The organism is Bacillus sp. N1(2025) (assembly GCF_053470005.1).
On the sequence record NZ_JBLTJB010000001.1, the window covers coordinates 145,501 to 170,757 of the forward strand.

A 25,257-nucleotide genomic window follows, 5' to 3' on the forward strand; every position below is an offset into this window, starting at 1 on the left:
GAAACGGACAAGTATGATGATGAGTCAAAAAAGAACATTTGTTTCTTAAGAAAACCCGTCTTATAATGTAGAAAGGCAAAATGAACGTATGGGAAAGGAGTGGCGGCATTGTCTTTTGTTCACCTGCAAGTACATAGCGGCTACAGCCTGTTAAACAGCGCCGCTTCTGTAAAAGAGCTTGTTGCACAAGCGAAGGAACTCGGATATTCATCATTGGCGCTGACGGACGAAAATGTGATGTACGGCGCCATTGAGTTTTATAAAGCATGCAAATCAAACGGAATTAAGCCGATTATCGGTCTGACGGCTTCTATATACACGGACGATACGGAGCTTGAAGCACACCCGCTCATTCTTTTAGCGGAGACAAACACCGGTTATCAGAACCTGGTGAAAATCTCAAGTGCGCTGCAATCCATGGCAAAGGGCGGCATGAAGCGAAAATGGATGAAGAGCTATCATGAGGGGCTGATCGCCATTACGCCCGGTGAAAACGGGTACATTGAAAGCCTGCTTCAAGCCGGGAAGTTTGAAAAAGCGGTCCGGGCTGCCGAAGGATTCCGGGAGCTGTTCGGAGACGGCCGTTTTTATTTAGGGTACCAGCCGTTTAAAGGACATGAGACGTTATCAGAAGAGATTCTCCGCCTGTCAGCCGAGACGGAAATCGCTGTCTGCGCTGCGGGAGATGTCCGCTATATCAAGAAAGAAGATCAAGATGCGTACCGCTGTCTGTGCGCTATTAAAGCCGGAGAGAAATGGGAGGATCAGAGCGGGAATCTGCCGGACTTATACTTGAGGACGCCTGAAGAAATGGCAGAGCTTTACACGCGGCATCCGGAAGCGATTGAAGCAGCCGCCCGTATCGCCCGGCAATGCCGGGTCGATGTAAGCCTCGGACAGACACAGCTTCCGTCTTTTCCGGCGCCGGACGGCAAATCAGCCGATGACTATTTGGCGGAGATCTGTCATGAGGGGCTGCGTCTCCGTTTCAGCACTCCTGATGAGCGGGCTGTCCGCCGGCTTGAATATGAGCTGGACGTCATCAGGCGCATGAAATTCAGTGATTATTTTCTCATCGTATGGGACTTTATGAAGTACGCGCATGAAAAGGGCATTGTGACAGGCCCGGGAAGGGGGTCCGCGGCAGGCTCGCTTGTCGCTTACTCGCTTTTCATTACCGACGTGGATCCGCTTAAACATTCTCTGCTGTTTGAGAGATTTCTTAATCCCGAGCGGATCAGCATGCCGGATATTGATATCGATTTCCCTGATACGAGAAGGGATGAGGTCATTCAGTATGTGCAAAATAAGTACGGGGCCATGCACGTCGCCCAGATTATCACCTTCGGGACATTGGCCGCAAAGGCGGCGTTAAGGGATACCGGGAGAGTGTTCGGAATCAGCCCGAAAGAAGCCGACCAGCTTGCCCGCCTGATCCCGTCGAAACCGGGAATGACGCTTGAGGAGGCGAGGCGGCTGTCCGCTCAGCTGAACAGGCGGCTGTCCGAATCCGCCGTTCTTCATAAAGTGTTTCAGATCGCAAGGAAAATCGAAGGTCTTCCGAGACACACGTCAACACACGCGGCCGGGGTCGTTCTCAGTAAAGAGCCGCTTTCGGAAGTTGTCCCTCTTCAAGAAGGGCATGACGGCGTGTATTTAACGCAGTATGCGATGGATCACCTGGAGGATCTCGGTCTTTTGAAAATGGACTTTTTAGGTTTGCGCAACCTGACGCTTATTGAATCCATTAAAACGATGATTGAAAAAGAGACGAATACGAAAATTGATTTTTCCGAGATTTCTTATCAGGATGAAAAAACGTTCTCGCTATTGTCAAACGGTGATACGACGGGTATTTTCCAGCTGGAATCATCAGGAATGAGAAACGTGCTGAAGCGCCTGAAGCCGTCAAGACTGGAAGACATTGTCGCGGTTAACGCGCTTTACAGGCCGGGACCGATGGAAAATATTCCGTTATTTATCGATCGGAAGCACGGACGGGCGCGTGTGGAAGTGCCGCACGAGGACGTAAGAAATATTCTCAGTGACACTTACGGCGTCATCGTCTATCAAGAACAGATAATGATGATCGCCTCGCGCATGGCAGGGTTTTCATTAGGTGAAGCGGATCTGCTCAGACGGGCTGTCAGCAAAAAGCAAAAGGACATTCTGGACAGAGAGCGAAGCCATTTTGTTGAAGGGTGCTTAAAAAAGGAGTATTCTGTAGTCACTGCAAACGAGGTCTACGATCTGATTGTAAAATTCGCTAACTACGGATTCAACAGAAGCCATGCTGTCGCATACAGCATGATCGGCTATCAGCTCGCCTATTTAAAGGCGCATTATCCGCTATATTTTATGTGCGGGCTGTTGACGAGCGTCATCGGCAATGAGGACAAAATATCGCAATATCTGCATGAAGCGAAGGGGAGCGGGATTCAAGTCCTTCCGCCGTCAATAAACAAAAGCGGTTTTCCGTTTGCGCCGGAAAACGGAGCCGTCAGATACAGTTTGCGGGCCGTTAAAAACGTAGGCGTCTCGGCAGTGAAAGATATTTATAAAGCAAGAACACATAAACCGTTCGAGGATCTTTTCGATTTCTGCTTTCGCGTACCTGCAAAAAGCGTGAATCGGAAAACCATCGAAGCCCTTATATTTTCTGGCGCCATGGACGAATTCAATCAAAATCGCGCAGCCTTGCTGGCCTCCGTTGATGTGGCTTTAGAGCACGCTGAACTTTTTCGTGCAGGTGATGACCAAATGGGATTGTTTTTGGAAGAATCGTTCTCCATTAAGCCAAAATATGTAGAGGCTGAGGAATTTCCGCTCGTGGACAAGCTTCGGTTCGAAAAAGAAGCTCTCGGTGTTTATTTCTCAAGCCATCCTTTGTCTGCTTTCAGGGATCTCCTGAAAAAACGGGGGGCCCAAGCGATCACAGCAGCGCGGCAGATGCCGAAGGGGCAGCTGTCAATCGGCGCTTTGCTCGCGGGCATCAAAACGATTCGGACAAAGACAGGTCAGCATATGGCGTTTCTCACATTAAGCGATGAAACGGGAGAAATGGAAGCCGTCGTGTTTCCTGACCAATATAGAAGGCTGTCTCCGCTGTTAGAAGAAGGCGCGCTTTTATTCGCCGCCGGGAAAATGGAAGAGCGTCAGGAGAAGACACAATTCATCATGTCATCCGCCTCTCTTCTTGAGCAGACGGAGGCAGACAGAGCGCCGTCTGTTTACATCAAAATCGAAGGCAGCCGGCACAATCAGGAGTTTTTGGAAAAGATGAAGCGTATTTTACTGGAGCATAAAGGGGAAACCGGCGTTTATCTTTATTATGAAAAAGACAAGCAGACGATCAGGCTGCCGGATACTTTTCATATTCAGGCGGACCATCAGGCGTTATACCGTTTAAAAGAGCTGCTGGGCCGCGAAAACGTCGTGTTAAAATAGTGGTAACAATAATCGTTTTGTTATACAATTGAAACAATTGTGCTATCTTATTTAAAGATTCTGAAATTTTTCATCTCCAGCGATTGTACCAGTCTATGCGGCAGAATATGTAACAAAGTACTTAAAAGGAGTGTTTAGAATGTCATTAAGAGAAGAAGCGTTACATTTACACAAAGTAAATCAAGGAAAGCTGGAATCAAAAGCAAAGGTAGAAGTCAGAAACGCGGACGACTTAAGCCTTGCCTACTCTCCCGGAGTAGCTGAGCCTTGTAAAGAGATTTATGACGATAAAAATAAAGTATATGATTATACAATGAAGGGGAACATGGTAGCAGTCGTAACAGACGGATCAGCCGTTCTCGGTCTCGGTAATATCGGGCCTGAAGCTTCACTTCCGGTCATGGAAGGGAAAGCGGTGCTGTTCAAAAGTTTCGCGGGCGTGGATGCATTCCCGATCGCGCTTGACACAAACGATGTGGACAAAATCATTGACACTGTGAAGCTGCTTGCACCGACATTCGGCGGTGTCAACCTTGAAGATATTGCGGCGCCGAACTGCTTCATTATCGAAGAGCGCCTGAAAAAAGAAACAAACATTCCGGTTTTCCACGATGATCAGCACGGCACTGCCATCGTAACCGTTGCCGGACTTGTAAACGCGCTGAAATTATCAGGAAAATCCATGTCATCCATTAAAGTTGTGGCAAACGGAGCGGGAGCGGCAGGCATCGCGATCATCAAGCTTCTTTACCATTTCGGCGTACGCGACATCGTAATGTGCGACTCTAAAGGGGCGATTTACGAAGGGCGTCCGGCCGGCATGAACGCAGTGAAAAACGAAGTGGCGAAGTTTACAAACCAAGACCGCAACGACGGTTCGCTGCAGGATGTCATTAAAGATGCAGACGTCTTTATCGGCGTATCAGTCGAAGGCGCGCTGACGAAAGAAATGGTGGAAAGCATGGCGAAAGATCCGATTATCTTCGCAATGGCCAACCCGAATCCGGAAATCATGCCTGAAGACGCGCGCGCAGCCGGCGCAAGCGTAATCGGAACAGGCCGTTCTGATTTCCCGAACCAGGTCAACAACGTTCTGGCATTCCCTGGAATTTTCCGCGGCGCGCTTGACGTTCGCGCGACTCACATCAACGAAGAAATGAAAATTGCTGCGGTTGAAGCGATTGCTTCCCTCGTTTCAGAGGAAGAATTAAGCGCTGATTATGTCATCCCGGCTCCATTTGACAAACGTGTGGCTCCTGCCGTTGCGAAAGCTGTTGCGAAAGCAGCGATGGAAACGGGCGTCGCCAGAATTACGGTCGATCCTGAGGAAGTGGCTGAAAAAACAAGACAGCTCACAGTCATCGGCGAATAATAACACAAAAATGAAATGGCAGCGCGTTGGAAAAAAACAACGCGCTGCTGTTCAATATACGGACTGCTGGCATTTTTTTAAGGGCAGGTCTTAAAAAAATTTCAGCAGAATCCTTATTTCTTTTGAAAACGCTGACAGATAAGGCTGAACAACGCTTTTTACGGTATGAAATCCGTCCGTTTCCGTCTGTTTTGCAGCAAAAAATGTCGAATGGAGGATGACACCGTTTGACAAAAAAAGTACAATAGTTTCGGTAAAGTTATTATTAAGTCTATCTAATCGGAAGACATGCAGTGAAGAGAACCCTTCACAAAAGGGAGGTAATCATTTGTTAAAGGATATATTCACAAAAAAGAAAAAATATGCTTCCGTGCCGTCTGAGCAGGCAAAACATGATGTTCCGGAAGGCATTATGACAAAGTGCCCCAAATGTAAAAAAATCATGCTCACAAAAGAGTTAGATAAAAACCTGCGCGTCTGCATGAACTGCGGGCACCATTTCCCGATGAATGCAAAGCAGCGCATTGAAAGCCTCCTGGATGAAGATTCATTCGAAGAATTCAACCAGGGAATGATATCTGAAAACCCGCTCGGTTTCCCGGGATACTTAGAAAAAATCGAAAAAGACCGTGAGAAAACATCGCTGAATGAAGCGGTGGTTACCGGAAAAGGAACCATCGGCGGATTCCCTGCCGTGATCGCGATCATGGATTCAACATTCCGAATGGGCAGCATGGGTTCGGTTGTCGGCGAAAAAATCACGCTTGCAATTGAAAAAGCAAAAGAGGAAAAAGTCCCGTTTATCATCTTTACCGCTTCCGGCGGCGCACGTATGCAGGAGGGGGTCTTAAGCCTTATGCAAATGGCCAAGACAAGCTCTGCATTAAAACTGTTCAGTGAGGAGCAGGGACTGATTATTTCTGTCATGACCCATCCGACGACAGGCGGCGTATCGGCCAGTTTCGCGTCTCTCGGTGATTATAATTTCGCTGAACCGGGCGCCTTGATCGGATTTGCCGGAAGACGTATTATTGAACAGACGATCGGGGAAAAACTGCCGGAAGATTTCCAGACGGCGGAATTTTTATTAAAGCACGGCCAGCTTGATGCGGTGATTCACCGAAACGACATGAAAGACAAACTCGCATTTCTGCTGGACATGCACCAAACAGGAGGTGAGCATGAGTGGCTGCAAGATTAGAATTTGAAAAACCAGTGATTGAACTGCAGACGAAAATCGCCGAACTGAAAAAATTCACCCAAGATTCGGAGATGGATTTAAGCGCTGAAATCGCAAGGCTTGAAGACCGGCTCAGCAAGCTCCAGGATGAGATTTATAAAAACCTGAAGCCGTGGGACAGAGTGCAGATCGCACGCCTTCCCGACCGGCCGACGACGCTTGATTACATTCAATACCTGTTTACCGACTTTTTTGAGTGCCACGGAGACAGAACATACGGAGATGATGCTGCGATTGTTGGCGGAGTCGCCAAATATCACGGCATGCCGGTCACCGTCATCGGACATCAGCGCGGAAAAGACACGAAAGAAAACCTCGTCCGCAATTTCGGAATGCCTCACCCTGAGGGCTACCGCAAAGCGCTTCGTCTCATGAAGCAGGCGGATAAGTTCAACCGCCCGATTATCTGCTTCATCGACACGAAGGGAGCGTACCCGGGTAAAGCGGCGGAGGAACGGGGACAAAGTGAAGCCATCGCCAAGAACCTGTTCGAGATGGCCGGCCTGACAGTGCCTGTCGTTTGTATCGTCATCGGGGAAGGCGGCAGCGGAGGCGCGCTGGCATTAGGTGTGGGCAACCGCATGCTGATGCTTGAGAACTCGACGTATTCCGTTATTTCTCCTGAAGGAGCCGCGTCCATTTTGTGGAAAGACTCCAGCCTTGCGAAAAAAGCGGCCGAAACCATGAAGATTACTGCGCCCGATTTATTAGAATTAGGAATTATTGATGATATGATTAAAGAAGTGAAGGGCGGCGCTCACCATGATATTAAGCAGCAGGCGGGCTACATTGACGGTATTCTTAAAGATACGTTAAAATCTCTTCTTCAATTGAACGCCGAAGAATTGATCTCACAGCGCTATGAAAAATATAAAGCAATCGGGAAAGTTTCGGTTGAGGATCAATATATCGGGGTAAACTGAATAGACGTGAAGCCTATGGCTCACGTTTATTTTTTGTGATTTTTGTGATATTCCTTAAATTTTATTTAAAAACAATTTATTTAATTGTATAATAGGTAAGGTTTCATGGGAGCTCAGGCGTCCCTTTTCATTGTTTTAGGGCAATGATCATGATATGTTTAACATATATATGTTGCTGAGGTGAATAGGAAATGAAGCGTATAGGAGTTTTAACGAGCGGCGGGGATTCCCCGGGTATGAACGCTGCGGTGCGCGCGGTTGTGCGGAAAGCTATCTACCACGACGTCGAAGTGTACGGAATTTATAACGGTTATTCAGGATTAATCAGCGGAAAAATAGAGAAACTGGAGCTGGGTTCGGTCGGTGACATCATCCACCGCGGCGGAACAAAGCTGTACACGGCCAGATGTCCTGAATTCAAAACAGTTGAAGGCCGTGAAAAAGGAATCGAAAATTTAAAGAAACTCGGCATTGAAGGTCTTGTCGTCATCGGCGGAGACGGTTCATACATGGGTGCGAAAAAATTAACGGAACACGGGTTTCCGTGTGTAGGTGTACCGGGTACGATAGATAATGACATCCCGGGAACTGATTTTACGATCGGATTTGATACGGCGTTAAACACCGTAATTGATGCGATTGATAAAATCCGTGACACCGCTACGTCCCATGAGCGTACATACGTTATTGAAGTGATGGGGCGCCATGCGGGCGACATTGCTTTATGGGCAGGTCTTGCAGGCGGAGCGGAATCAATTTTAATTCCTGAAGCGGACTACGATATGCAGGAAATTATCGGCCGTTTGAAGAGAGGGCACGACCGCGGCAAAAAACACAGTATCATCATCGTTGCAGAAGGGGTAGGCAGCGGGGTTGAATTCGGAAAACGCATCGAAGAAGAAACGAACCTTGAAACACGGGTATCCGTTTTAGGGCACATCCAGCGCGGCGGATCTCCAAGCGCTTCTGACCGGGTTCTTGCAAGCCGCCTCGGCGCTTACGCAGTTGAGCTTCTGCTTAAAGGAAAAGGCGGACGCTGCGTAGGTATACAAAACAACAAGCTTGTAGACCATGATATTATAGAAATTTTAGAATCAAAACATACTGTTGAACCAAACATGTATCAGCTTTCAAAAGAACTGTCTATTTAAGGCGGAAGAAGCTGAAGATTTCAGAAGGAAGTGAACGAGTTGAAAAAAACAAAAATCGTTTGTACAATCGGTCCGGCCAGTGAAAGTGTAGAAATGCTGACAAAATTGATGGAAGCGGGTATGAACGTTGCTCGTCTGAATTTTTCACACGGTGATTTCGAAGAGCACGGCGCAAGAATCAAAAACATCAGAGAAGCAAGCAAAAAGCTCGGCAAAAACGTGGGGATTCTCCTCGATACGAAAGGTCCGGAAATCCGCACGCACGATATGGAAAACGGCGCGCTTGAGCTTCAGGCGGGAAATGAAATTATCGTTTCTACGAAACAGGTGCTGGGAACGCTTGAAAAATTCTCAGTTTCTTATGAAGGCCTGGCAGACGACGTGTCAGCAGGGTCTATCATCCTGTTGGATGACGGTTTAATCGGATTGGAAGTGCTAGAATCAAATCCGGAAAAACACGAAATCAAAACAAAAATCTTAAACAGCGGCACGCTGAAAAATAAAAAAGGCGTAAACGTTCCCGGCGTCAGCGTCAACCTTCCCGGAATTACTGAAAAAGACGCCAAAGACATCGTATTCGGTATCGAGCAAGGCGTTGATTTCATCGCTGCGTCATTTGTACGCCGTTCTACGGATGTCCTTGAAATCCGCGAACTGCTTGAAGAGCATAACGCGTCTGACATTCAAATCATTCCTAAGATCGAGAACCAGGAAGGCGTGGACAACCTGGACGCGATCCTGGAAGTATCTGACGGCTTAATGGTAGCGCGCGGAGACCTCGGCGTAGAGATTCCGGCCGAAGAAGTGCCGCTCGTGCAAAAAGAAATGATCAAAAAATGCAACGCGCTCGGCAAACCGGTTATTACTGCGACACAAATGCTTGACAGCATGCAGCGCAACCCTCGTCCGACACGCGCTGAAGCAAGTGACGTTGCCAACGCCATTTTCGACGGCACAGACGCTATCATGCTTTCCGGTGAGACGGCTGCGGGACAATATCCTGTCGAGGCGGTTCAAACAATGTTTAACATCGCCACACGCACGGAAGAATCTCTGAACTACAAAGAAATTCTGTCTAAACGCAGAGATCAGGTCGGCATGACGATTACCGATGCGATCGGCCAATCAGTTGCGCACACGGCGATCAATCTGAGTGCGGCAGCTATCGTTACCCCTACAGAAAGCGGCCATACGGCGCGTATGATCGCGAAATACCGTCCGCAGGCTCCGATTGTAGCCGTTACGGTTAATGAGTCTGTATCACGCAAACTCGGTCTTGTATTCGGTGTATTCCCGGCAAGCGGCCAAAACGCGAATTCAACCGATGAAATGCTTGAAGACGCGGTTCAAAAATCACTTGACAGCGGCATCGTGAAACGCGGTGATCTGATTGTCATTACAGCAGGTTCTGTCGGTGAATCAGGCACGACGAATCTGATGAAAGTCCACACTGTCGGCAGCGTTATCGCGAAAGGGCAAGGCATCGGACGCAAATCTGCATTCGGTCCGGTCGTTGTTGCAAAAAATGCGAAAGAAGCTGAACAAAAAATGACAGACGGCGCAGTATTGGTTGCTTCAAGCACTGACCGCGACATGATCGCTTCACTTGAAAAAGCATCAGCGCTCATCACTGAAGAAGGCGGTCTGACAAGCCATGCAGCCGTTGTCGGTTTAAGCTTGGGCATTCCGGTTATCGTCGGTCTGGAGAACGCAACTTCAGTTTTAACAGAAGGACAGGTTATCACAGTTGACGCTGCCCGCGGCGCTGTGTATGAAGGCCGCGCAAGCGTTCTTTAAACAGCTTTAAAAAAGAGAGGGGGGTTCTCCCTTCTCTTTTGTCTTTAGGTTGATTTTCCTATTCCCATGCGGGCGGTGACGCGCTTTTAGAAGGGCAGGAGGGCAGAAAAATGAGAGTGTTATTCTTACTGTTTATCGTGTGTCCGGCAATTGAAATCGGTTTGTTTCTGCTGGCGGGAAAATGGCTCGGTATTTTTCCGACCTTCCTTCTCATCATTTTGACAGGCGTGTTAGGCGCCTTGGTGGCAAAAAGACAGGGAACCGATGTGTATCATCGGGTGATGCGCGACCTGCAGCACGGCAAAATGCCGGGGGAAGCGCTTCTTGACGGAATATGCGTCTTTTTCGGAGGCCTGCTTTTGATGCTTCCGGGTTTTCTGTCCGATATTGCAGGGGCCTGTCTTCTGATTCCGTTCACTCGGAACCGCATGAAGCCGCTTTTGTTCAAATGGCTGAGAGGAATGTCAAAAAACAAGCGGATCATTATCAAATAAAAACGGCAGCCTTCTTACAGGGCTGCTGTTTTTATTTGGACTGAACAGTAATATAGGCCCATATTTCTTTTAAAGCGCCCGTTGTGATAAAGGCCTGAATGAAAACGAGCAGGGCGGGCCCCGCAGCCAGTCCTAAAATTCCGAACAGTTTAAAGCCGGCAAACAGGGCGATTAAGGTCGCAAGCGGATCAAGTCCGATTGACTTGCTTAAAATTTTCGGCTCCGTCAGCTGGCGCTGAATGAGAACCACAATATATAAAATACCGAGACCGATCGCTTGAGGAAGCTGACCGGCAATGGCCAAATACATAATCCAGGGAACAAAGACCGACCCGGCGCCGAGATACGGGAGCAGATCAACCAGGCCGATAAAAAAGGCGATGGTTGCCGCATGCTCAATCCCTAAAAGAAAAAGTCCGATAAAGACAATGATCATCGTGAAAAGGATGAGCACGGCCTGCGCCTTAATGAAACCGGCCATCGCTTTTTTCAGCTCTCCCGATACGGCCTTGGCGTTTGCTGAAACCCGTTCCGGAAGAGTAGAATAAAGCAGCGCCTTCAGCTTATGCCAGTCCTTTGTCATAAAAAAAGTCGCCAGCATTGCGAAAATGAAGACGGCAGCTGTATTGGGAAGGAAGGCAATCCATTTCGGCACCAACTCCAAAAGATGTGAAAGCATCAGCCCCGCATTTTTAGCGGCTGTATCACCGAGGGTCTGAATATGCGTCACGATGGATGCCTGCTGATTGGTCTCCAGCCCGTTAAATAGGACGGTCAGCTCGTGGTACAATGGCTGAATGCGGGAAGTGAACAGCTCTTCGCAATACGTCATAAAGGCGCTGATATGGGGAGGGAGCGTTTTGGCCAGATAGGCGGTTCCCGAAATGATTTCCGCAACGAGAAATGTCGCCGCGCCAAGAAGAATAAGCAAAAAGAAGACCAGGACAATGACAGTATTGACTGACCGGGGCAGCCCCGTCAGTTTGTCCAGCCAGTCAACTACGGGAATGATCGCTGATGACAGAATAAGGGCGATCAGAAACGGATAAGTTAACGGAAATGAGGCGTAACCGGCTGCTAAAGCGCCGCCGGCCGCAGCGAGTACAAACAGCGCGCGGAAAAAAACAGTTGCATAGTGCGGGTTCACATCGATCCTCCTCTCGGTCGGCACGTCCTATTACATTAGTTTATTCGTCAGAAAAAAGGATATGAATATAGATATGATGAAAGAGGGTGCTTTCAGGATGTTTACACAGGCGAATTTATTTTTACTATTATTGCTGGCCATCGCATTGGTAGCCAAAAATCAGTCATTGCTTTTTGCCGTCGGCTTTCTCATTATGATAAAAGCTGTCGGTCTTGATCAGAAACTATTTCCGGTTATTCAGTCAAAAGGCATCAACTGGGGGGTCACCGTCATTACAATCGCCGTTTTAGTGCCGATTGCCACAGGTGATATCGGTTTTAAACAGCTCGGAGAAGCGATGAAATCATATTATGCGTGGATCGCTCTCGGTGCCGGGATCGCGGTTGCCTTAATCGCCAAAAACGGTCTCACCTTATTGGAAAACGACCCTCATATTACAACGGCGCTGGTCATCGGCACGATACTTGCCGTCGCGCTTTTCGGAGGCGTCGCCGTCGGCCCGTTAATCGGCGCCGGAATCGCCTACTTGGCCATGCAAATCGTTAAAATATTCACTTCGTAAAGTAAAAAAGCGGCGTAAAGCTGCTTTTTTTTGTGGAGAAAATTAGAGTTTGCACTTGCGCATTTTGTAGTTCAGACAAATGCCATTTGCATTATTCCGATGAATGAAGTGGCTTACCATGTAACAAAGAACTTCGGGATTGACGGCGCACATGGAGCGAAAACAGCGATTGCAGTAATTCCAATTGATGAATGGATGAAAAGCTGATGGAATTTATGGGCCTGATACCAAAACAAACTTGAAGTGTTGTTCAAAATAAGCGGAGACCCTTTCCTTCAATTTGAAAGTTTGTTAAATTTATAATGAGAATGAAAAAACACAATTCGGTTGGTAGTCCGGATGCATGATTTAAAATGTCAGTAACCTTCCCCTCCTCGGGATGTCCATCATTCTTCAGTAAATTTAGGAGGAGGGAATCGTTATGAAATTAACGGTTTACTACGATGGTCAGTTTTGGGTAGGAGTCATTGAAGTTGTGAATGATGGGAAATTAAGAGCAATTCGTCATTTGTTTGGACAAGAGCCAAAGGATTCAGAAATAATGCATTTTGTTAATAATCAACTTTTACCGACTCTCTCCCACACTGAACAAGAAGGGGTTTGTGTTAAAGCAAAATCTAAGAAATTAAACCCAAAAAGATTGCAACGACAAGCTTCTAAAGAGATGAAAAATATCGGGATATCAACTAAGGCACAAAAAGCGATAAAACAGGAGCTTGAAGCAAGAAAAGAAAAGAAAAAACAACTGAATAGAAAACAAAGAGAAAAAATAAAGGAACAAAAATATTTAATCAGAAAACAAAAAGCAAAAGAAAAGCATAGGGGCAAATAGTCGGAGAACCCGATAAAGCCCTCCGATTAAAAAGTTGAGCGGCATCAGTTAGTTTCTTCGGACTGATTTAGAGAAAAAGAAGTATAAGTCAGAGCCCTTCTCGAGATGAGGAGGGTTTTTCTGCAATTTATTTAAATTCACTTACATCAGTAAATGAGTCAGTTTCAATTGATGAACGGCTTGATGAGGATATTTACGGCCCGAAAACAGCAAATGCAGTCAAACGATTCCAGTCCATGTACTGCGTGACTGCTGACGGCATTCATGGGCCAAAGACAAAGATGAAAATCAGCGTTAAAGAAATAGGAAAAATTAGATAAAGAACGAAAAAAATTTCTAAATATAGTTGGATTGATATACTATTGAACCCTGCATATGTGATAACAATAGCAGCTTTAAATAGGTGTAACAGGAGGTAGATTACTAAAGAATCTAAGGTTAGTATTTGGATTTTAATATTTGATTAGGGGGAAAGAATGCTATCACTTAATAGAGCTTTAAAATTACGTGATTTAGAAGTTTTTCGTGTGCTGAAAGATGGTAACATTTTATCTTACGTAATAATTGAAGATACTCGAAAGCCATTTACAGAAGAAGACAAAAAATTAGAACCATTATGTTATATGGACGAAGAAGATATTAATGCGATTTTAAATGTTTTTAAGATTTCAATTGTTAATGATGAAAAATTAAATGAAGATAATTCAATTTTTATAAGATCTTACTTTTCTGAATTTGTTAATCATACAAATTTAACGAATTTTATTATTAAAGAATATGTTCAAAAGGATTTATATAATTACGATGAAGAAGATGACATCATTTTCTTTAATAGAATTTTACGTAGTATAGGATCAGATTATGTTATCAAAGAATTTGACGATATAAATTGGATTTATTTATCTCAAGATTGATTTCTTATTTAGATTTTAAAGGAGTACAGAAGATAATTTCTGTACTTCTTTTTAAGGCAAAAAATAGACTTCTAGTTTCTCTTTATAGCATAAATACAATTGACGAAAATCGTAAGTTCAGCACCCGCAAGGGGTGTATACAAGTGCTTTATTGTCATGGATGTTCTATTTCCAAAATCGCTATTATTTTTGTTATTTTCGGTTAATTAGGAAAATTGCGGTATTTTTTCGTTTACAGAAAATAAGAAATTAGTGGAAAATAAATCAAAAGAGGAGGAGGGGAATGAATGCATGGACCAAGTATTACCGTCTTCACATGTAGGCGTTAAAATTAACGAGTGGTACAAGATGATTCGTCAATTTAGTGTGCCAGACGCGGAAATTTTAAAAGCCGAAGTGGAACACGAAATAAAAGAAATGGAAGAAGACGAATATTTACTTATTTATTACTCTCTCATGACTTTTCGTCATCAACTTATGCTAGATTATTTAAACCCAGAAATAAAGTATAGGACTGATAGGCCAACCACCACAGAACTACTTGAGAAGATTGAGAAACCACAAAAAACACTTACCGGCCTCTTAAAATATTACTCACATTTTTTTCGCGGAATGTACGAATTTGATCAGAAGCAGTATGTAGAAGCAATTAATTTTTATCGTAAAGCAGAGATGGAAATTCATCATGTCTCTGATGAAATAGAACAAGCTGAGTTTCATTTTAAGTTGGCAGAGGCTTATTATAATATGAAACAAACGCACGTATCCATGCATCATATTCTAAAAGCGTTAGAAATTTATGATCGAAACCCGCTTTATACCGTCCGAAAAATTCAAAGTTTATTTGTAATTGTGGGTAATTATCTTGATTTTAAACATTACGAAAAAGGATTACAGCATCTTGAGGAAGCCTTGAAGCTTTCGCAAGAATTTGGTCATAAAAGGTTGATTTCCTCTGCTCTTTATAATTTGGGTGAAAGTTATCACTACATGGGACAAGAAGAAAAGGCCGAAGCGTATTTGAGACAAGCAATTGTGATTGGTGAAGAAATGAAATTGAGAACTCTGCCCCATTCATATTATTCACTTTCCATAGTATTATTTAAGCAAAAGAAAACAGCCGCGGCAGGCCAAGCTTTAAAAGAAGGTTTAAAAACAGCAGTAAAATATGACGACAATTTGTTTTGCTTATTAACAGAGTTTTTATATGTTTTATTTGCTGAACCGATTAACAAAGACAGCCTTGTAGAAATTTTAAGTAAGCTTGAAAATATTCATATGTATTCGTATGTCGAAGAGTTGACACTTTTAACAGCAAACTTTTTCAAAGGAATGAAGGACTTTGAAATGGCTACAATTTTTTATGATAAGATGGTGGAGTCTCAACTTCAAATACAGCGGGGGGATTGTTTGTATGAATATTAAAAAAGCAATTTGTTTCTCTGTCTCTGCTTTCGCTATTACGTTCGGTGTAATTGCTTTTGTAGGAAACACGACTCATCTTCATCATAATGCAGCCAAAACTGATAATGAGGTAATACAACTAGCTGCGCGACTGCAAACATGATTTAAAAGATGTGGCCTTTTTAGGGCTGCATCTTTTTTTGTCATGCATTTTCGATTTTTCTCTTTTTAGGCGGGGCTGCGGCTGCTGCATTACAAGCATGGTAACAGGTTATGTTACAAGGGTGATATTCGTTTGAAGTCCGCATAAAAATACAAAAGGATCGTTATATACACAAAAGCGAAATACGAAGTAACAACAAAGATATATATAAGAAAATTTGAGCCAACTAAAACCAAGACATGGATTTCTGAAGCTGATCCGAACATTGATTCAGTCGAGTAAACAAATTAACCCCCTTCTCCGGTAAAGAAGGGGGTTAAACTTGCGGTGAAGTTGTCGCGCCTGTCCTTTTAAAGTCTCCTCCAAAACTCCCCCAAATGAAAACATGAGAATACATGGTTTTACAAAGCGCCTGAAAGCAAACGATTAAATTTATCAACGAAAAGCCTTGATATATAAGGCTTTTAAAACATTTTTAGTTAAAAGTCTACAAATTAATCAGATTATTGTTTATAATAAGAATAGGCTTAAACTTAAATAAGCTTATAAGAATTTGTTATGTTCCTCTATAAGCATACTGGTTATGTAATCGCAACCATTGAAATGTAAGCATTTTCTTAAAGGGGAAAGGGATTGTTTGCATGACTCATTTTAAGTAAGCCGTATGTTTTATATACTCTTTAAAGGGGAATTTTGATTGAAAAGGAGAGGTTGAATATGACAGCAACACGCGGTCTTGAAGGGGTTGTAGCAACAACATCATCTGTAAGCTCTATTATCGACGATACCCTTACATATGTAGGGTACGATATTGACGACTTGACAGAGAATGCAAGTTTTGAAGAAATCATTTATTTGCTGTGGCATCTGCGCCTGCCGAATAAAACGGAACTTGCTGAACTGAAAAAACAGCTTGCGAAAGAAGCTGCCGTTCCACAAGAAATCATTGAGCACTTCAAATCCTATCCCCTCAATAACGTACATCCAATGGCTGCGCTCCGGACGGCGATTTCATTACTCGGTCTGACTGACAGTGAAGCCGATGTCATGAATCCGGAAGCGAACTACAGAAAAGCCATCCGTCTGCAGGCGAAAGTGCCGGGCATTGTCGCCGCTTTCTCAAGAATCCGCAAAGGACTTGATCCTGTTGAACCGAAGGAAGAGTATGGAATCGCGGAGAACTTCCTTTACACCTTAAACGGTGAAGAGCCTTCTCCGATCGAAGTGGAAGCGTTTAACAAAGCGCTCATTCTTCATGCGGATCACGAGCTGAATGCATCAACATTTACGGCGAGAGTATGTGTCGCCACCTTATCTGATATTTACTCAGGCATCACTGCCGCCATCGGCGCTTTAAAAGGACCGCTTCACGGCGGAGCCAATGAAGCCGTCATGAAAATGCTGACAGAAATCGGCGAAGTGGAAAACGCCGAGCCTTATATCCGCAGCAAAATGGAGAAAAAGGAAAAAGTAATGGGCTTCGGACACCGTGTGTATAAGCATGGAGACCCGCGCGCCAAACACTTAAAAGAAATGAGCAAACGCCTGACGAATCTGACGGGTGAAAGCAAATGGTACGAGATGTCAATCCGTGTCGAAGAAATCGTAACGTCGGAGAAAAAACTCCCGCCTAACGTTGATTTCTATTCCGCATCTGTATACCACAGTCTCGGCATTGATCACGATCTGTTCACGCCGATCTTTGCGATCAGCAGAATGTCAGGATGGATCGCCCATATTCTTGAACAGTACGATAACAACCGCCTCATCCGCCCGCGCGCTGATTACACGGGTCCGGATAAGCAGACTTTTGTTCCGATTGATGAAAGAGCCTGATCAAACGGGAGGCTGGTGATTTTCATGTCGTTAGCCTCTTGTTAATCAAGCCCGGATTGGTTTACAATTTTGATAGAATCTTGAGAAAAGTCATTTTATTTTCTGTACAAGAAAAATAAAATGTTTTCTAAATATGAATTACATACTGGGAGGTAATATTGTGTCACAAGGTGAAAAAATTACAGTCTCTAATGGAGTATTAAACGTACCAAATAATCCGATTATCCCGTTTATTGAAGGCGACGGCACAGGCCCTGATATTTGGAACGCCGCTTCTAAAGTATTGGAAGCCGCTGTTGAAAAAGCATATAAAGGCGAGAAAAAAATCACGTGGAAAGAAGTTTATGCCGGTGAAAAGGCTTATAATAAAACAGGTGAGTGGCTTCCTGCCGAAACGCTGGAAGACATCAGAGAGTACTTCATCGCCATCAAAGGTCCTCTGACGACACCGGTCGGCGGCGGTATCCGTTCTCTGAACGTGGCGCTGAGACAGGAGCTTGATTTGTTTACGTGCCTGCGCCCTGTCAGATATTTCACGGGAGTGCCTTCTCCGGTCAAACGTCCTGAAGATACGGATATGGTCATTTTCCGCGAGAATACGGAAGATATTTATGCCGGAATTGAGTATGCGAAAGGTTCTGAAGAGGTTGAAAAGCTGATCAGCTTCCTGCAAAATGAAATGGGTGTTAACAAAATCCGTTTCCCTGAAACGTCAGGAATCGGCATCAAACCTGTTTCTGAAGAAGGCACAAGCCGCTTAGTCAGAGCTGCCATTGAGTATGCGATCGAAAACGGCCGTAAGTCTGTCACGCTTGTCCACAAAGGAAACATCATGAAGTTCACTGAAGGGGCATTTAAAAACTGGGGCTACGAGCTTGCCGAAAGAGAATACGGAGATAAAGTATTCACTTGGGCTGAATATGACCGCATTGTCGAAAAAGACGGAAAAGAAGCGGCTGATAAAGCGCAGAGCGACGCGGAAGCGGCAGGGAAAATCATCGTCAAAGACAGCATCGCTGATATTTTCCTTCAGCAGATCTTAACCCGTCCGAGCGAATTCGACGTCGTGGCGACAATGAACTTAAACGGAGACTATATCTCTGATGCGCTTGCCGCTCAGGTAGGCGGAATCGGAATCGCGCCGGGAGCGAACATCAACTATGAAACAGGGCATGCGATTTTCGAAGCGACTCACGGAACGGCTCCTAAATATGCCGGCCTTGACAAAGTCAACCCGTCATCCGTCATCCTTTCAGGAGTGCTTCTTCTTGAACACCTGAACTGGAATGAGGCTGCTGACTTGATCATTAAATCTATGGAAAAAACGATTGCTTCAAAAGTAGTAACGTACGATTTTGCTAGATTAATGGACGGTGCAACTGAAGTGAAATGTTCAGAGTTTGGTGAAGAGCTAATCAAAAACATGGACTGAACCTAAAGCAGACTTCTAATGAAGCCAAAAAAGGAGAAGAGAATCATGGGAAAAACACGCAGTAAAGTTTCTGTTATCGGAGCAGGATTTACGGGAGCGACAACAGCCTTTCTTACAGCTCAAAAAGAGCTTGCAGACGTTGTGCTCGTTGATATTCCGCAATTAGAAAACCCGACAAAAGGAAAAGCGCTAGACATGCTCGAAGCAAGTCCGGTTCAAGGATTTGACGCGAAAATCACAGGCACGTCCAACTACGAGGACACAGCCGGTTCTGATATCGTCGTCATCACAGCCGGAATTGCGAGAAAACCGGGCATGAGCCGTGATGATCTCGTATCTACAAACGAAAAAATCATGAGAAGCGTCACACGTGAGATCGTGAAATATTCTCCTGACTGCATTATCGTTGTATTGACAAACCCTGTTGATGCGATGACATATGCGGTGTACAAAGAATCAGGCTTCCCGAAAGAACGCGTCATCGGACAATCCGGAGTGCTTGACACTGCGCGATTCAGAACATTCGTCGCTGAAGAATTAAACCTGTCTGTAAAAGATGTGACCGGTTTTGTTCTTGGCGGACACGGTGACGACATGGTTCCTCTCGTCCGTTATTCCTATGCGGGCGGCATTCCGCTTGAAACGCTTATCCCGAAAGACCGTCTTGATGCGATTGTAGAACGCACAAGAAAAGGCGGCGGGGAAATCGTCAACCTTCTCGGCAACGGAAGCGCCTACTATGCGCCTGCTGCATCACTGACTGAAATGGTAGAAGCCATTTTGAAAGATCAGCGCCGCGTGCTTCCGACCATCGCTTACTTAGAAGGCGAATACGGTCATGAAGGCATTTACTTAGGCGTACCGACGATTATCGGAGGAAACGGCCTAGAGCAAATCATCGAGCTTGAACTGACAGACTATGAAAAAGCGCAGCTGAGTAAATCAGTTGAATCTGTCAAAAACGTGATGAAAGTATTGTCATAAGAAAAAAGGGAAGGCTTCCGAATCAGAAGCCTTCCTCTTTTTACAATTAATGAAAGCGTTTTCTTTTTCCCTGAGCGATCCTTTCTCTGAAAATGATCAAAAAGGCGAATTGTCTGAACGGGCAGTATTGGATAAAATGAAATCATAAAGTGATATGCAGCACATAAAATAGAGAAAATTGGATGTCGGGGAAAATAGACAGCGGAGGGCGCAGCATGAACAAAAAAATTTTAGTTGTAGATGATGAACAATCTATCGTTACTCTTTTACAGTATAATCTGGAACGGTCCGGCTATGATGTCATCACCGCATCAGACGGCGAAGAGGCTCTGGAGCAGGCAGAGAATGAAAATCCGGATTTAATCGTACTGGATGTCATGCTGCCGAAAGTGGACGGAATCGACGTCTGTAAACAGCTCAGACAGCAGAAAATGATGGTTCCGATCTTGATGCTGACAGCAAAAGATGAGGAGTTTGATAAGGTGCTGGGACTGGAGCTCGGAGCGGATGATTACATGACAAAGCCGTTCAGTCCGCGGGAAGTCACTGCGCGGGTGAAAGCCATTTTAAGAAGGGCTGACATTTCTTCGCTGTCACAAGGCAGAGAAGAGGAAAAGGACGGGCAGATCCTCATCGGCGAGCTGAAAATTCTTCCGGAGCATTACGAAGCGTACTTTAAGTCAGAACAGCTGGAACTGACGCCTAAAGAATTTGAACTGCTTCTGTATTTGGGAAAACATAAGGGAAGAGTGCTGACGAGAGATCTTCTGCTGAGCGCGGTCTGGAACTATGATTTTGCCGGGGATACCCGGATTGTTGACGTTCATATCAGCCATCTGCGCGACAAAATCGAATCAAATACCAAAAAACCCATCTATATTAAAACAATCAGAGGTTTGGGGTATAAACTGGAGGAGCCAAAAATGAATGAATAAAGTCCGTGTGCGTCTGTTCGCTTTACTCGTTGTATGTATCATATTGGTTTTCAGTGTTCTCGGCCTTTTTTTACAGCAGCTTATTTCTTCATCCGCTGAAGAAAGAACGGCGGATCAGCTGAAAAAGGAATCGGTATACATAGCGGGCCTTCTTGACACCGGCCGAATCGGCAATAAAAGCAATGAAACGGTAATCCGTGATGCCGGCCGCACCCTCGGTATAAACGTCGCCGTGCTCAACGAGAAGGGTGACGCCGTATATCATTCCGGCAGTCATGCTGATGATTCAGCCGTAAAGGAGTTCATTTCTCACAATAAAAGTGAGGAAGCCGTACAGTCGAAAAGCAAAGTCATCCGCGGCACTGCCGTAAAAAATGACGCCGGGAAAACAGCGGGGTATGTACTTGTTTCCTCTGAGATCAACGGCGGTTCAAGCGTTACCGGAGAAATGTGGGGCATGCTGGCAGCAAGTCTTTGTACCGCTTTTATCATTATCGTTTTCTTTTATACAAACATGACGTCCCGTTACAAAAAATCCATCGACGCCGCGACAAAGGTGGCGACGGAGCTGTCCAAAGGGAATTATGACGCCCGCTCCTACAGCGGTTACGCAAGGCGGTCGGACCGTCTCGGGCGTGCGATGAACAGCCTGGCGGTCGATTTAATGGAAATGACGAGAACGCAGGATATGCAGCGCGATCGTCTGTTAACCGTCATTGAAAATATCGGATCCGGTTTGATTTTAATAGACGGGCGAGGTTTTATCAATCTCGTGAACCGGTCATACACGAAGCAGTTTCATACAAAGCCTGAACGTCTGCTTCGGCGCCTTTACCATGATGCGTTTGAACATGAGGAGATCATTCGGCTTGTCGAAGACATTTTTATGACGGAGACGAAAAAATGCCAGCTGCTCAGACTTCCCATCAATATTGAGCGGCGCTACTTTGAAGTTGACGGCGTTCCGATCATGGGCCCTGACGATGAATGGAAGGGCATCGTCCTCGTCTTTCACGATATGACGGAAATTAAAAAATTGGAGCAGATGAGAAAGGACTTCGTCGCCAATGTCTCCCATGAACTGAAAACACCGATCACCTCGATTAAAGGATTTACGGAAACACTGTTAGACGGAGCGATGAAAGATGAAAAGGCGCTTTCAGACTTTCTGTCTATCATTCTGAAAGAAAGTGAGCGGCTCCAATCTCTCGTGCAGGATTTACTGGATTTATCCAAGATGGAGCAGCAAAACTTTACGATGCGCGTAGAGTCCTTTGACGCCGCAAAAATTCTGCATGAAATTGAGGCGCTTTTGCGGCATAAGGCTGCGGAAAAAGGCATCAGCTTTCAGCTCGATCTCCCGGAAGAGCCGATTTTTGTGACGGGTGATGCGCACAGGCTGAAGCAGGTATTTTTGAATCTGGCGAACAATGCCCTGACCTACACGCCTGAAAAAGGGACGGTGGGGATTTCGGTACATGTGAAAGAAACCGTTGTCGATATCAAAGTGTCCGATACGGGAATCGGCATTCAGAAGGAAGAGATCCCGCGGATATTTGAGAGATTCTACCGCGTGGATAAAGACAGAAGCCGCAACTCGGGAGGAACCGGGCTCGGCCTCGCCATCGTGAAGCACTTAATAGAAGCCCATGAAGGTAAAATCGAGGTCACAAGCGAGCCGGGACAGGGGACTGTATTTACCGTGACGCTGAAGCGGCAGCCGGAAGCGTGATCAGCTTTACAAAGGATTAACAATTTCTTCATGACCTGTTAAACCTATCTTGTTAGGATGTAACAGAACCCCTTCATCCAAGGAGCCAATTTTGACGGCGGGAACGTATTTTCTTGTTCCCGTCCTTTTTTGCGTTTTCACGGGGTTCGCTCATTTTCCTTTCAAATTGAACTTTGTTAAAATAAGAGAAGCTGTGAGATTAAAAAATAGAGGAATGACGAGCTTTTGCTCTTAGGAGGATATTGAATGACGGAACGAAAAAAATTAGTGCTTGTCGACGGAAACAGTCTGGCGTACCGGGCGTTTTTTGCATTGCCGCTTTTAAGCAATGAAAAAGGCATCCATACAAATGCCGTATACGGGTTTGCGATGATTTTAATGAAGATGCTGGAAGATGAAAAGCCGACCCACATGCTGGTGGCTTTTGATGCGGGAAAAACCACTTTCCGCCACAGCACGTTTAAAGAATATAAAGGCGGAAGACAAAAAACGCCGCCGGAGCTTTCAGAACAGATGCCGTTCATCCGTGAGCTCCTTGATGCCTACAAAATCAGCCGATACGAGCTTCCTGAATATGAAGCGGACGATATTATCGGCACGCTTGCCGTATCTGCTGAAAAAGACGGCTTCGAAGTAAAGGTAGTTTCGGGGGACAAGGACTTAACCCAGCTTGCAACCGGGAAAACGACCGTTGCCATTACGAGAAAAGGCATTACCGACGTGGAAGATTACACGCCGGAGCACGTGCAAGAAAAGTACGGTCTGACCCCTTTGCAAATCATTGATATGAAGGGATTAATGGGGGATTCATCCGATAATATACCGGGCGTCCCCGGCGTCGGAGAAAAAACCGCGATTAAGCTCTTAAAGCAGTTTCATTCGGTTGAGAAACTGCTTGATTCCATTGATGAAGTCAGCGGAAAAAAATTAAAAGAAAAGCTTGAAGAATACAAGGAACAAGCCTTGATGAGCAAAGAGCTGGCGACGATTATGACAAATGCGCCGATTGAAGTCAAGCCCGAAGATTTAGATTACCAAGGGTTTGACCGTGAACAAGTTGTTGCCATTTTTAAAGACCTGGGTTTTAATACGCTTCTTGAGCGGCTCGGTGAAGAAAGCGGCGAAACGGCGGAAGAAAATTTTGAAGACATCAATGTCGAAACGGCAGAAGAAATCACCGAAGATATGCTCGTTTCGCCGTCCGCTTTGGTCGTCGAACAAATCGGTGATAACTATCACGAAGAACCGATCCTCGGCTTTTCCATCGTGAATGAAACAGGTCTTTATTATATTCCGAAAGAAATCGCCATTCAGTCTGAAGCGTTTAAATCTTGGGCTGAAGATGAATCGATGAAAAAGTGGGTGTTCGACAGCAAACGTTCTGTCGTCGCTTTGCGCTGGCAGGGAATTGAGCTGAAGGGAACGGAATTTGACGCGCTTCTTGCTGCCTACATTATAAACCCGGGCAACTCGTACGACGATGTCGCGAGCGTAGCAAAAGAATACGGGCTGAATATCGTTTCAAAAGATGAAGCGGTATACGGAAAAGGCGCAAAGCGCGCCGTTCCGGCTGAAAAAGAGCTTGCCGATCATCTCGCGCGGAAAGCGTCTGCCGTTAACAGCCTCCGTGACAAACTGCTGTACGCGCTGGAAGAAAATAATCAGCTTGAATTATATGAAGATCTCGAACTCCCGCTTGCGCTTATTCTCGGAGAAATGGAATCAATGGGCGTCAAAGTGGATGTTGAAAGACTGAAGCGAATGGGCGAAGAGCTTAAGGCGAAGCTGAAGGAATATGAAGAAAAAATCCATGACATCGCCGGTGAGCCGTTTAACATCAATTCACCAAAACAGCTCGGCGTCATTCTGTTTGAAAAGCTCGGCCTGCCGCCAGTAAAGAAAACAAAAACAGGCTATTCCACTTCAGCCGATGTCCTGGAAAAGCTCGCAGACAAACATGATATCGTCGCTTACATTCTGCAATACAGACAAATCGGCAAGCTTCAATCGACTTATATAGAAGGGCTGCTGAAAGTCACGCGCAAGGATTCTCATAAGGTGCATACACGGTTCAATCAGGCGTTGACTCAAACCGGACGCCTCAGCTCAACGGATCCGAACCTGCAAAATATTCCGATCCGGCTGGAGGAAGGGCGGAAAATCCGTCAGGCTTTCGTACCGTCCGAACCGGACTGGCTTATTTTCGCCGCCGATTATTCACAAATTGAATTAAGGGTGCTTGCGCATATTTCAAAAGATGAAAATCTGATCGAAGCGTTTACGAATGACATGGACATTCACACAAAAACCGCCATGGACGTGTTTCATGTCAGTGAAGATGAAGTGACACAAGCGATGCGCCGCCAGGCAAAGGCCGTCAATTTCGGCATTGTTTACGGCATCAGTGATTACGGGCTGTCGCAAAACCTCGGCATCACCCGGAAAGAAGCGGGCGCTTTTATTGACCGCTATTTGGAGAGCTTCCCGGGCGTCAAGGCATATATGGAAGAGTCGGTGCAGGAAGCGAAGCAAAAAGGATATGTCACGACACTTATGCAGCGCCGCCGCTATATTCCTGAGCTGACCAGCCGCAACTTCAACCTGCGGAGCTTTGCGGAACGGACGGCCATGAATACGCCGATTCAGGGAAGCGCCGCCGATATTATTAAAAAAGCCATGATTGACATGGCAGCTGAGCTGAAAGAGAAAAACCTGAAGGCACGATTGCTGCTTCAGGTGCACGATGAATTGATTTTTGAAGCGCCTAAGGAAGAAATTGAAATATTAGAGAAGCTGGTTCCTGAAGTGATGGAGCATGCTTTGGCATTAGACGTGCCTCTGAAGGCGGATTATGCTTCAGGGCCGTCTTGGTACGATGCAAAATAAACAGAG

Annotated in this window: 21 protein-coding genes; 20 read left to right on the top strand and 1 reads right to left on the bottom strand. The window is 45.5% G+C overall.

What is annotated here, in order from left to right; genetic code table 11:
- Positions 1-108 precede the first annotated feature (108 nt).
- The 7 genes from dnaE to ACNFN4_RS00845 all read left to right on the top strand — a co-directional run bounded on the left by dnaE (position 109) and on the right by ACNFN4_RS00845 (position 10,424).
- Positions 109-3,447: a DNA polymerase III subunit alpha gene (gene dnaE, locus ACNFN4_RS00815; protein ID WP_249684916.1), complete on the top strand. Its 3,339-nt coding sequence runs from the start codon at positions 109-111 to the stop codon at positions 3,445-3,447.
- A gap of 139 nt (positions 3,448-3,586) precedes the next feature.
- Complete coding sequence (locus ACNFN4_RS00820) at positions 3,587-4,819, top strand: NAD(P)-dependent malic enzyme (RefSeq protein WP_007613079.1); 1,233 nt, start codon at positions 3,587-3,589, stop codon at positions 4,817-4,819.
- A gap of 328 nt (positions 4,820-5,147) precedes the next feature.
- On the top strand, positions 5,148-6,020 hold the full coding sequence (accD, locus tag ACNFN4_RS00825; RefSeq protein WP_017418350.1) for an acetyl-CoA carboxylase, carboxyltransferase subunit beta: 873 nt from the start codon (positions 5,148-5,150) through the stop codon (positions 6,018-6,020).
- A complete protein-coding gene (gene accA / locus ACNFN4_RS00830) occupies positions 6,005-6,982 on the top strand; it encodes an acetyl-CoA carboxylase carboxyl transferase subunit alpha (protein WP_100261945.1) in 978 nt (325 codons plus the stop codon). The genes accD and accA overlap by 16 nt, the downstream gene beginning before the upstream one ends.
- A gap of 191 nt (positions 6,983-7,173) precedes the next feature.
- On the top strand, positions 7,174-8,133 hold the full coding sequence (gene pfkA / locus ACNFN4_RS00835; RefSeq protein ID WP_007408068.1) for a 6-phosphofructokinase: 960 nt from the start codon (positions 7,174-7,176) through the stop codon (positions 8,131-8,133).
- A gap of 39 nt (positions 8,134-8,172) precedes the next feature.
- Positions 8,173-9,930 (top strand): pyruvate kinase, encoded by a 1,758-nt coding sequence (gene pyk, locus ACNFN4_RS00840; protein WP_007408069.1) that lies wholly within the window; start codon positions 8,173-8,175, stop codon positions 9,928-9,930.
- Between the two features lie 110 nt (positions 9,931-10,040).
- Entirely contained in the window at positions 10,041-10,424 is a 384-nt protein-coding gene (locus ACNFN4_RS00845; RefSeq protein WP_012118168.1) for an FxsA family protein, read from the top strand.
- A 31-nt stretch (positions 10,425-10,455) separates the two neighbouring features.
- Here the strand turns inward: ACNFN4_RS00845 and ytvI are convergent, their stop codons facing one another.
- Positions 10,456-11,571: a sporulation integral membrane protein YtvI gene (ytvI, locus tag ACNFN4_RS00850; RefSeq protein ID WP_448199939.1), complete on the bottom strand. Its 1,116-nt coding sequence runs from the start codon at positions 11,569-11,571 to the stop codon at positions 10,456-10,458.
- Between the two features lie 97 nt (positions 11,572-11,668).
- On the opposite strand from ytvI, the gene ACNFN4_RS00855 reads away from it, so the two are divergent.
- The 13 genes from ACNFN4_RS00855 (at position 11,669) to polA (ending at position 25,251) form a co-directional block, all read left to right on the top strand.
- Positions 11,669-12,133 (top strand): DUF441 domain-containing protein, encoded by a 465-nt coding sequence (locus ACNFN4_RS00855; protein WP_448199940.1) that lies wholly within the window; start codon positions 11,669-11,671, stop codon positions 12,131-12,133.
- A 30-nt stretch (positions 12,134-12,163) separates the two neighbouring features.
- A complete protein-coding gene (locus tag ACNFN4_RS00860) occupies positions 12,164-12,340 on the top strand; it encodes a hypothetical protein (protein WP_289357477.1) in 177 nt (58 codons plus the stop codon).
- A 214-nt stretch (positions 12,341-12,554) separates the two neighbouring features.
- Positions 12,555-12,965, top strand: a complete 411-nt coding sequence (locus tag ACNFN4_RS00865; protein WP_017418345.1) for a YjdF family protein — start codon at positions 12,555-12,557, stop codon at positions 12,963-12,965.
- 83 nt (positions 12,966-13,048) lie between these two features.
- Positions 13,049-13,285, top strand: a complete 237-nt coding sequence (locus tag ACNFN4_RS00870) for a peptidoglycan-binding protein (protein ID WP_434476128.1) — start codon at positions 13,049-13,051, stop codon at positions 13,283-13,285.
- Positions 13,286-13,441: 156 nt separating this feature from the next.
- Positions 13,442-13,879 (top strand): terpene synthase, encoded by a 438-nt coding sequence (locus ACNFN4_RS00875; RefSeq protein ID WP_289357476.1) that lies wholly within the window; start codon positions 13,442-13,444, stop codon positions 13,877-13,879.
- A 291-nt stretch (positions 13,880-14,170) separates the two neighbouring features.
- Entirely contained in the window at positions 14,171-15,304 is a 1,134-nt protein-coding gene (locus ACNFN4_RS00880; RefSeq protein WP_014418617.1) for a Rap family tetratricopeptide repeat protein, read from the top strand.
- Positions 15,294-15,446 carry a hypothetical protein gene (locus ACNFN4_RS00885; RefSeq protein ID WP_017418344.1) on the top strand — a complete coding sequence of 51 codons (153 nt, stop codon included), beginning with the start codon at positions 15,294-15,296 and terminating at the stop codon, positions 15,444-15,446. The genes ACNFN4_RS00880 and ACNFN4_RS00885 overlap by 11 nt, the downstream gene beginning before the upstream one ends.
- 717 nt (positions 15,447-16,163) lie before the next feature.
- The gene (citZ, locus tag ACNFN4_RS00890) at positions 16,164-17,282 is read left to right on the top strand and encodes a citrate synthase (protein WP_017418343.1); all 1,119 of its coding nucleotides are present in this window, start codon (positions 16,164-16,166) and stop codon (positions 17,280-17,282) included.
- 160 nt (positions 17,283-17,442) lie between these two features.
- A complete protein-coding gene (gene icd / locus ACNFN4_RS00895) occupies positions 17,443-18,714 on the top strand; it encodes an NADP-dependent isocitrate dehydrogenase (protein WP_007408075.1) in 1,272 nt (423 codons plus the stop codon).
- Between the two features lie 45 nt (positions 18,715-18,759).
- A complete protein-coding gene (gene mdh, locus ACNFN4_RS00900) occupies positions 18,760-19,698 on the top strand; it encodes a malate dehydrogenase (protein ID WP_003152455.1) in 939 nt (312 codons plus the stop codon).
- 215 nt (positions 19,699-19,913) lie between these two features.
- Positions 19,914-20,633: a response regulator transcription factor gene (locus ACNFN4_RS00905; RefSeq protein WP_014418615.1), complete on the top strand. Its 720-nt coding sequence runs from the start codon at positions 19,914-19,916 to the stop codon at positions 20,631-20,633.
- On the top strand, positions 20,626-22,365 hold the full coding sequence (pnpS, locus tag ACNFN4_RS00910; protein WP_448199941.1) for a two-component system histidine kinase PnpS: 1,740 nt from the start codon (positions 20,626-20,628) through the stop codon (positions 22,363-22,365). Before ACNFN4_RS00905 ends, pnpS begins: the two co-directional genes overlap by 8 nt.
- 246 nt (positions 22,366-22,611) lie before the next feature.
- Entirely contained in the window at positions 22,612-25,251 is a 2,640-nt protein-coding gene (gene polA / locus ACNFN4_RS00915) for a DNA polymerase I (protein WP_029973340.1), read from the top strand.
- Positions 25,252-25,257 lie beyond the last annotated feature (6 nt).

Coding starts and splice junctions, on each gene's coding strand:
- ACNFN4_RS00820 (WP_007613079.1), top strand. CDS start 3,587: ATGTCATTAAGAGAAGAAGCGTTACATTTACACAAAGTAAATCAAGGA.
- pfkA (WP_007408068.1), top strand. CDS start 7,174: ATGAAGCGTATAGGAGTTTTAACGAGCGGCGGGGATTCCCCGGGTATG.
- ACNFN4_RS00845 (WP_012118168.1), top strand. CDS start 10,041: ATGAGAGTGTTATTCTTACTGTTTATCGTGTGTCCGGCAATTGAAATC.
- ACNFN4_RS00855 (WP_448199940.1), top strand. CDS start 11,669: ATGTTTACACAGGCGAATTTATTTTTACTATTATTGCTGGCCATCGCA.
- ACNFN4_RS00865 (WP_017418345.1), top strand. CDS start 12,555: ATGAAATTAACGGTTTACTACGATGGTCAGTTTTGGGTAGGAGTCATT.
- ACNFN4_RS00875 (WP_289357476.1), top strand. CDS start 13,442: ATGCTATCACTTAATAGAGCTTTAAAATTACGTGATTTAGAAGTTTTT.
- ACNFN4_RS00880 (WP_014418617.1), top strand. CDS start 14,171: ATGGACCAAGTATTACCGTCTTCACATGTAGGCGTTAAAATTAACGAG.
- ACNFN4_RS00885 (WP_017418344.1), top strand. CDS start 15,294: ATGAATATTAAAAAAGCAATTTGTTTCTCTGTCTCTGCTTTCGCTATT.
- citZ (WP_017418343.1), top strand. CDS start 16,164: ATGACAGCAACACGCGGTCTTGAAGGGGTTGTAGCAACAACATCATCT.
- mdh (WP_003152455.1), top strand. CDS start 18,760: ATGGGAAAAACACGCAGTAAAGTTTCTGTTATCGGAGCAGGATTTACG.
- ACNFN4_RS00905 (WP_014418615.1), top strand. CDS start 19,914: ATGAACAAAAAAATTTTAGTTGTAGATGATGAACAATCTATCGTTACT.
- pnpS (WP_448199941.1), top strand. CDS start 20,626: ATGAATAAAGTCCGTGTGCGTCTGTTCGCTTTACTCGTTGTATGTATC.
- polA (WP_029973340.1), top strand. CDS start 22,612: ATGACGGAACGAAAAAAATTAGTGCTTGTCGACGGAAACAGTCTGGCG.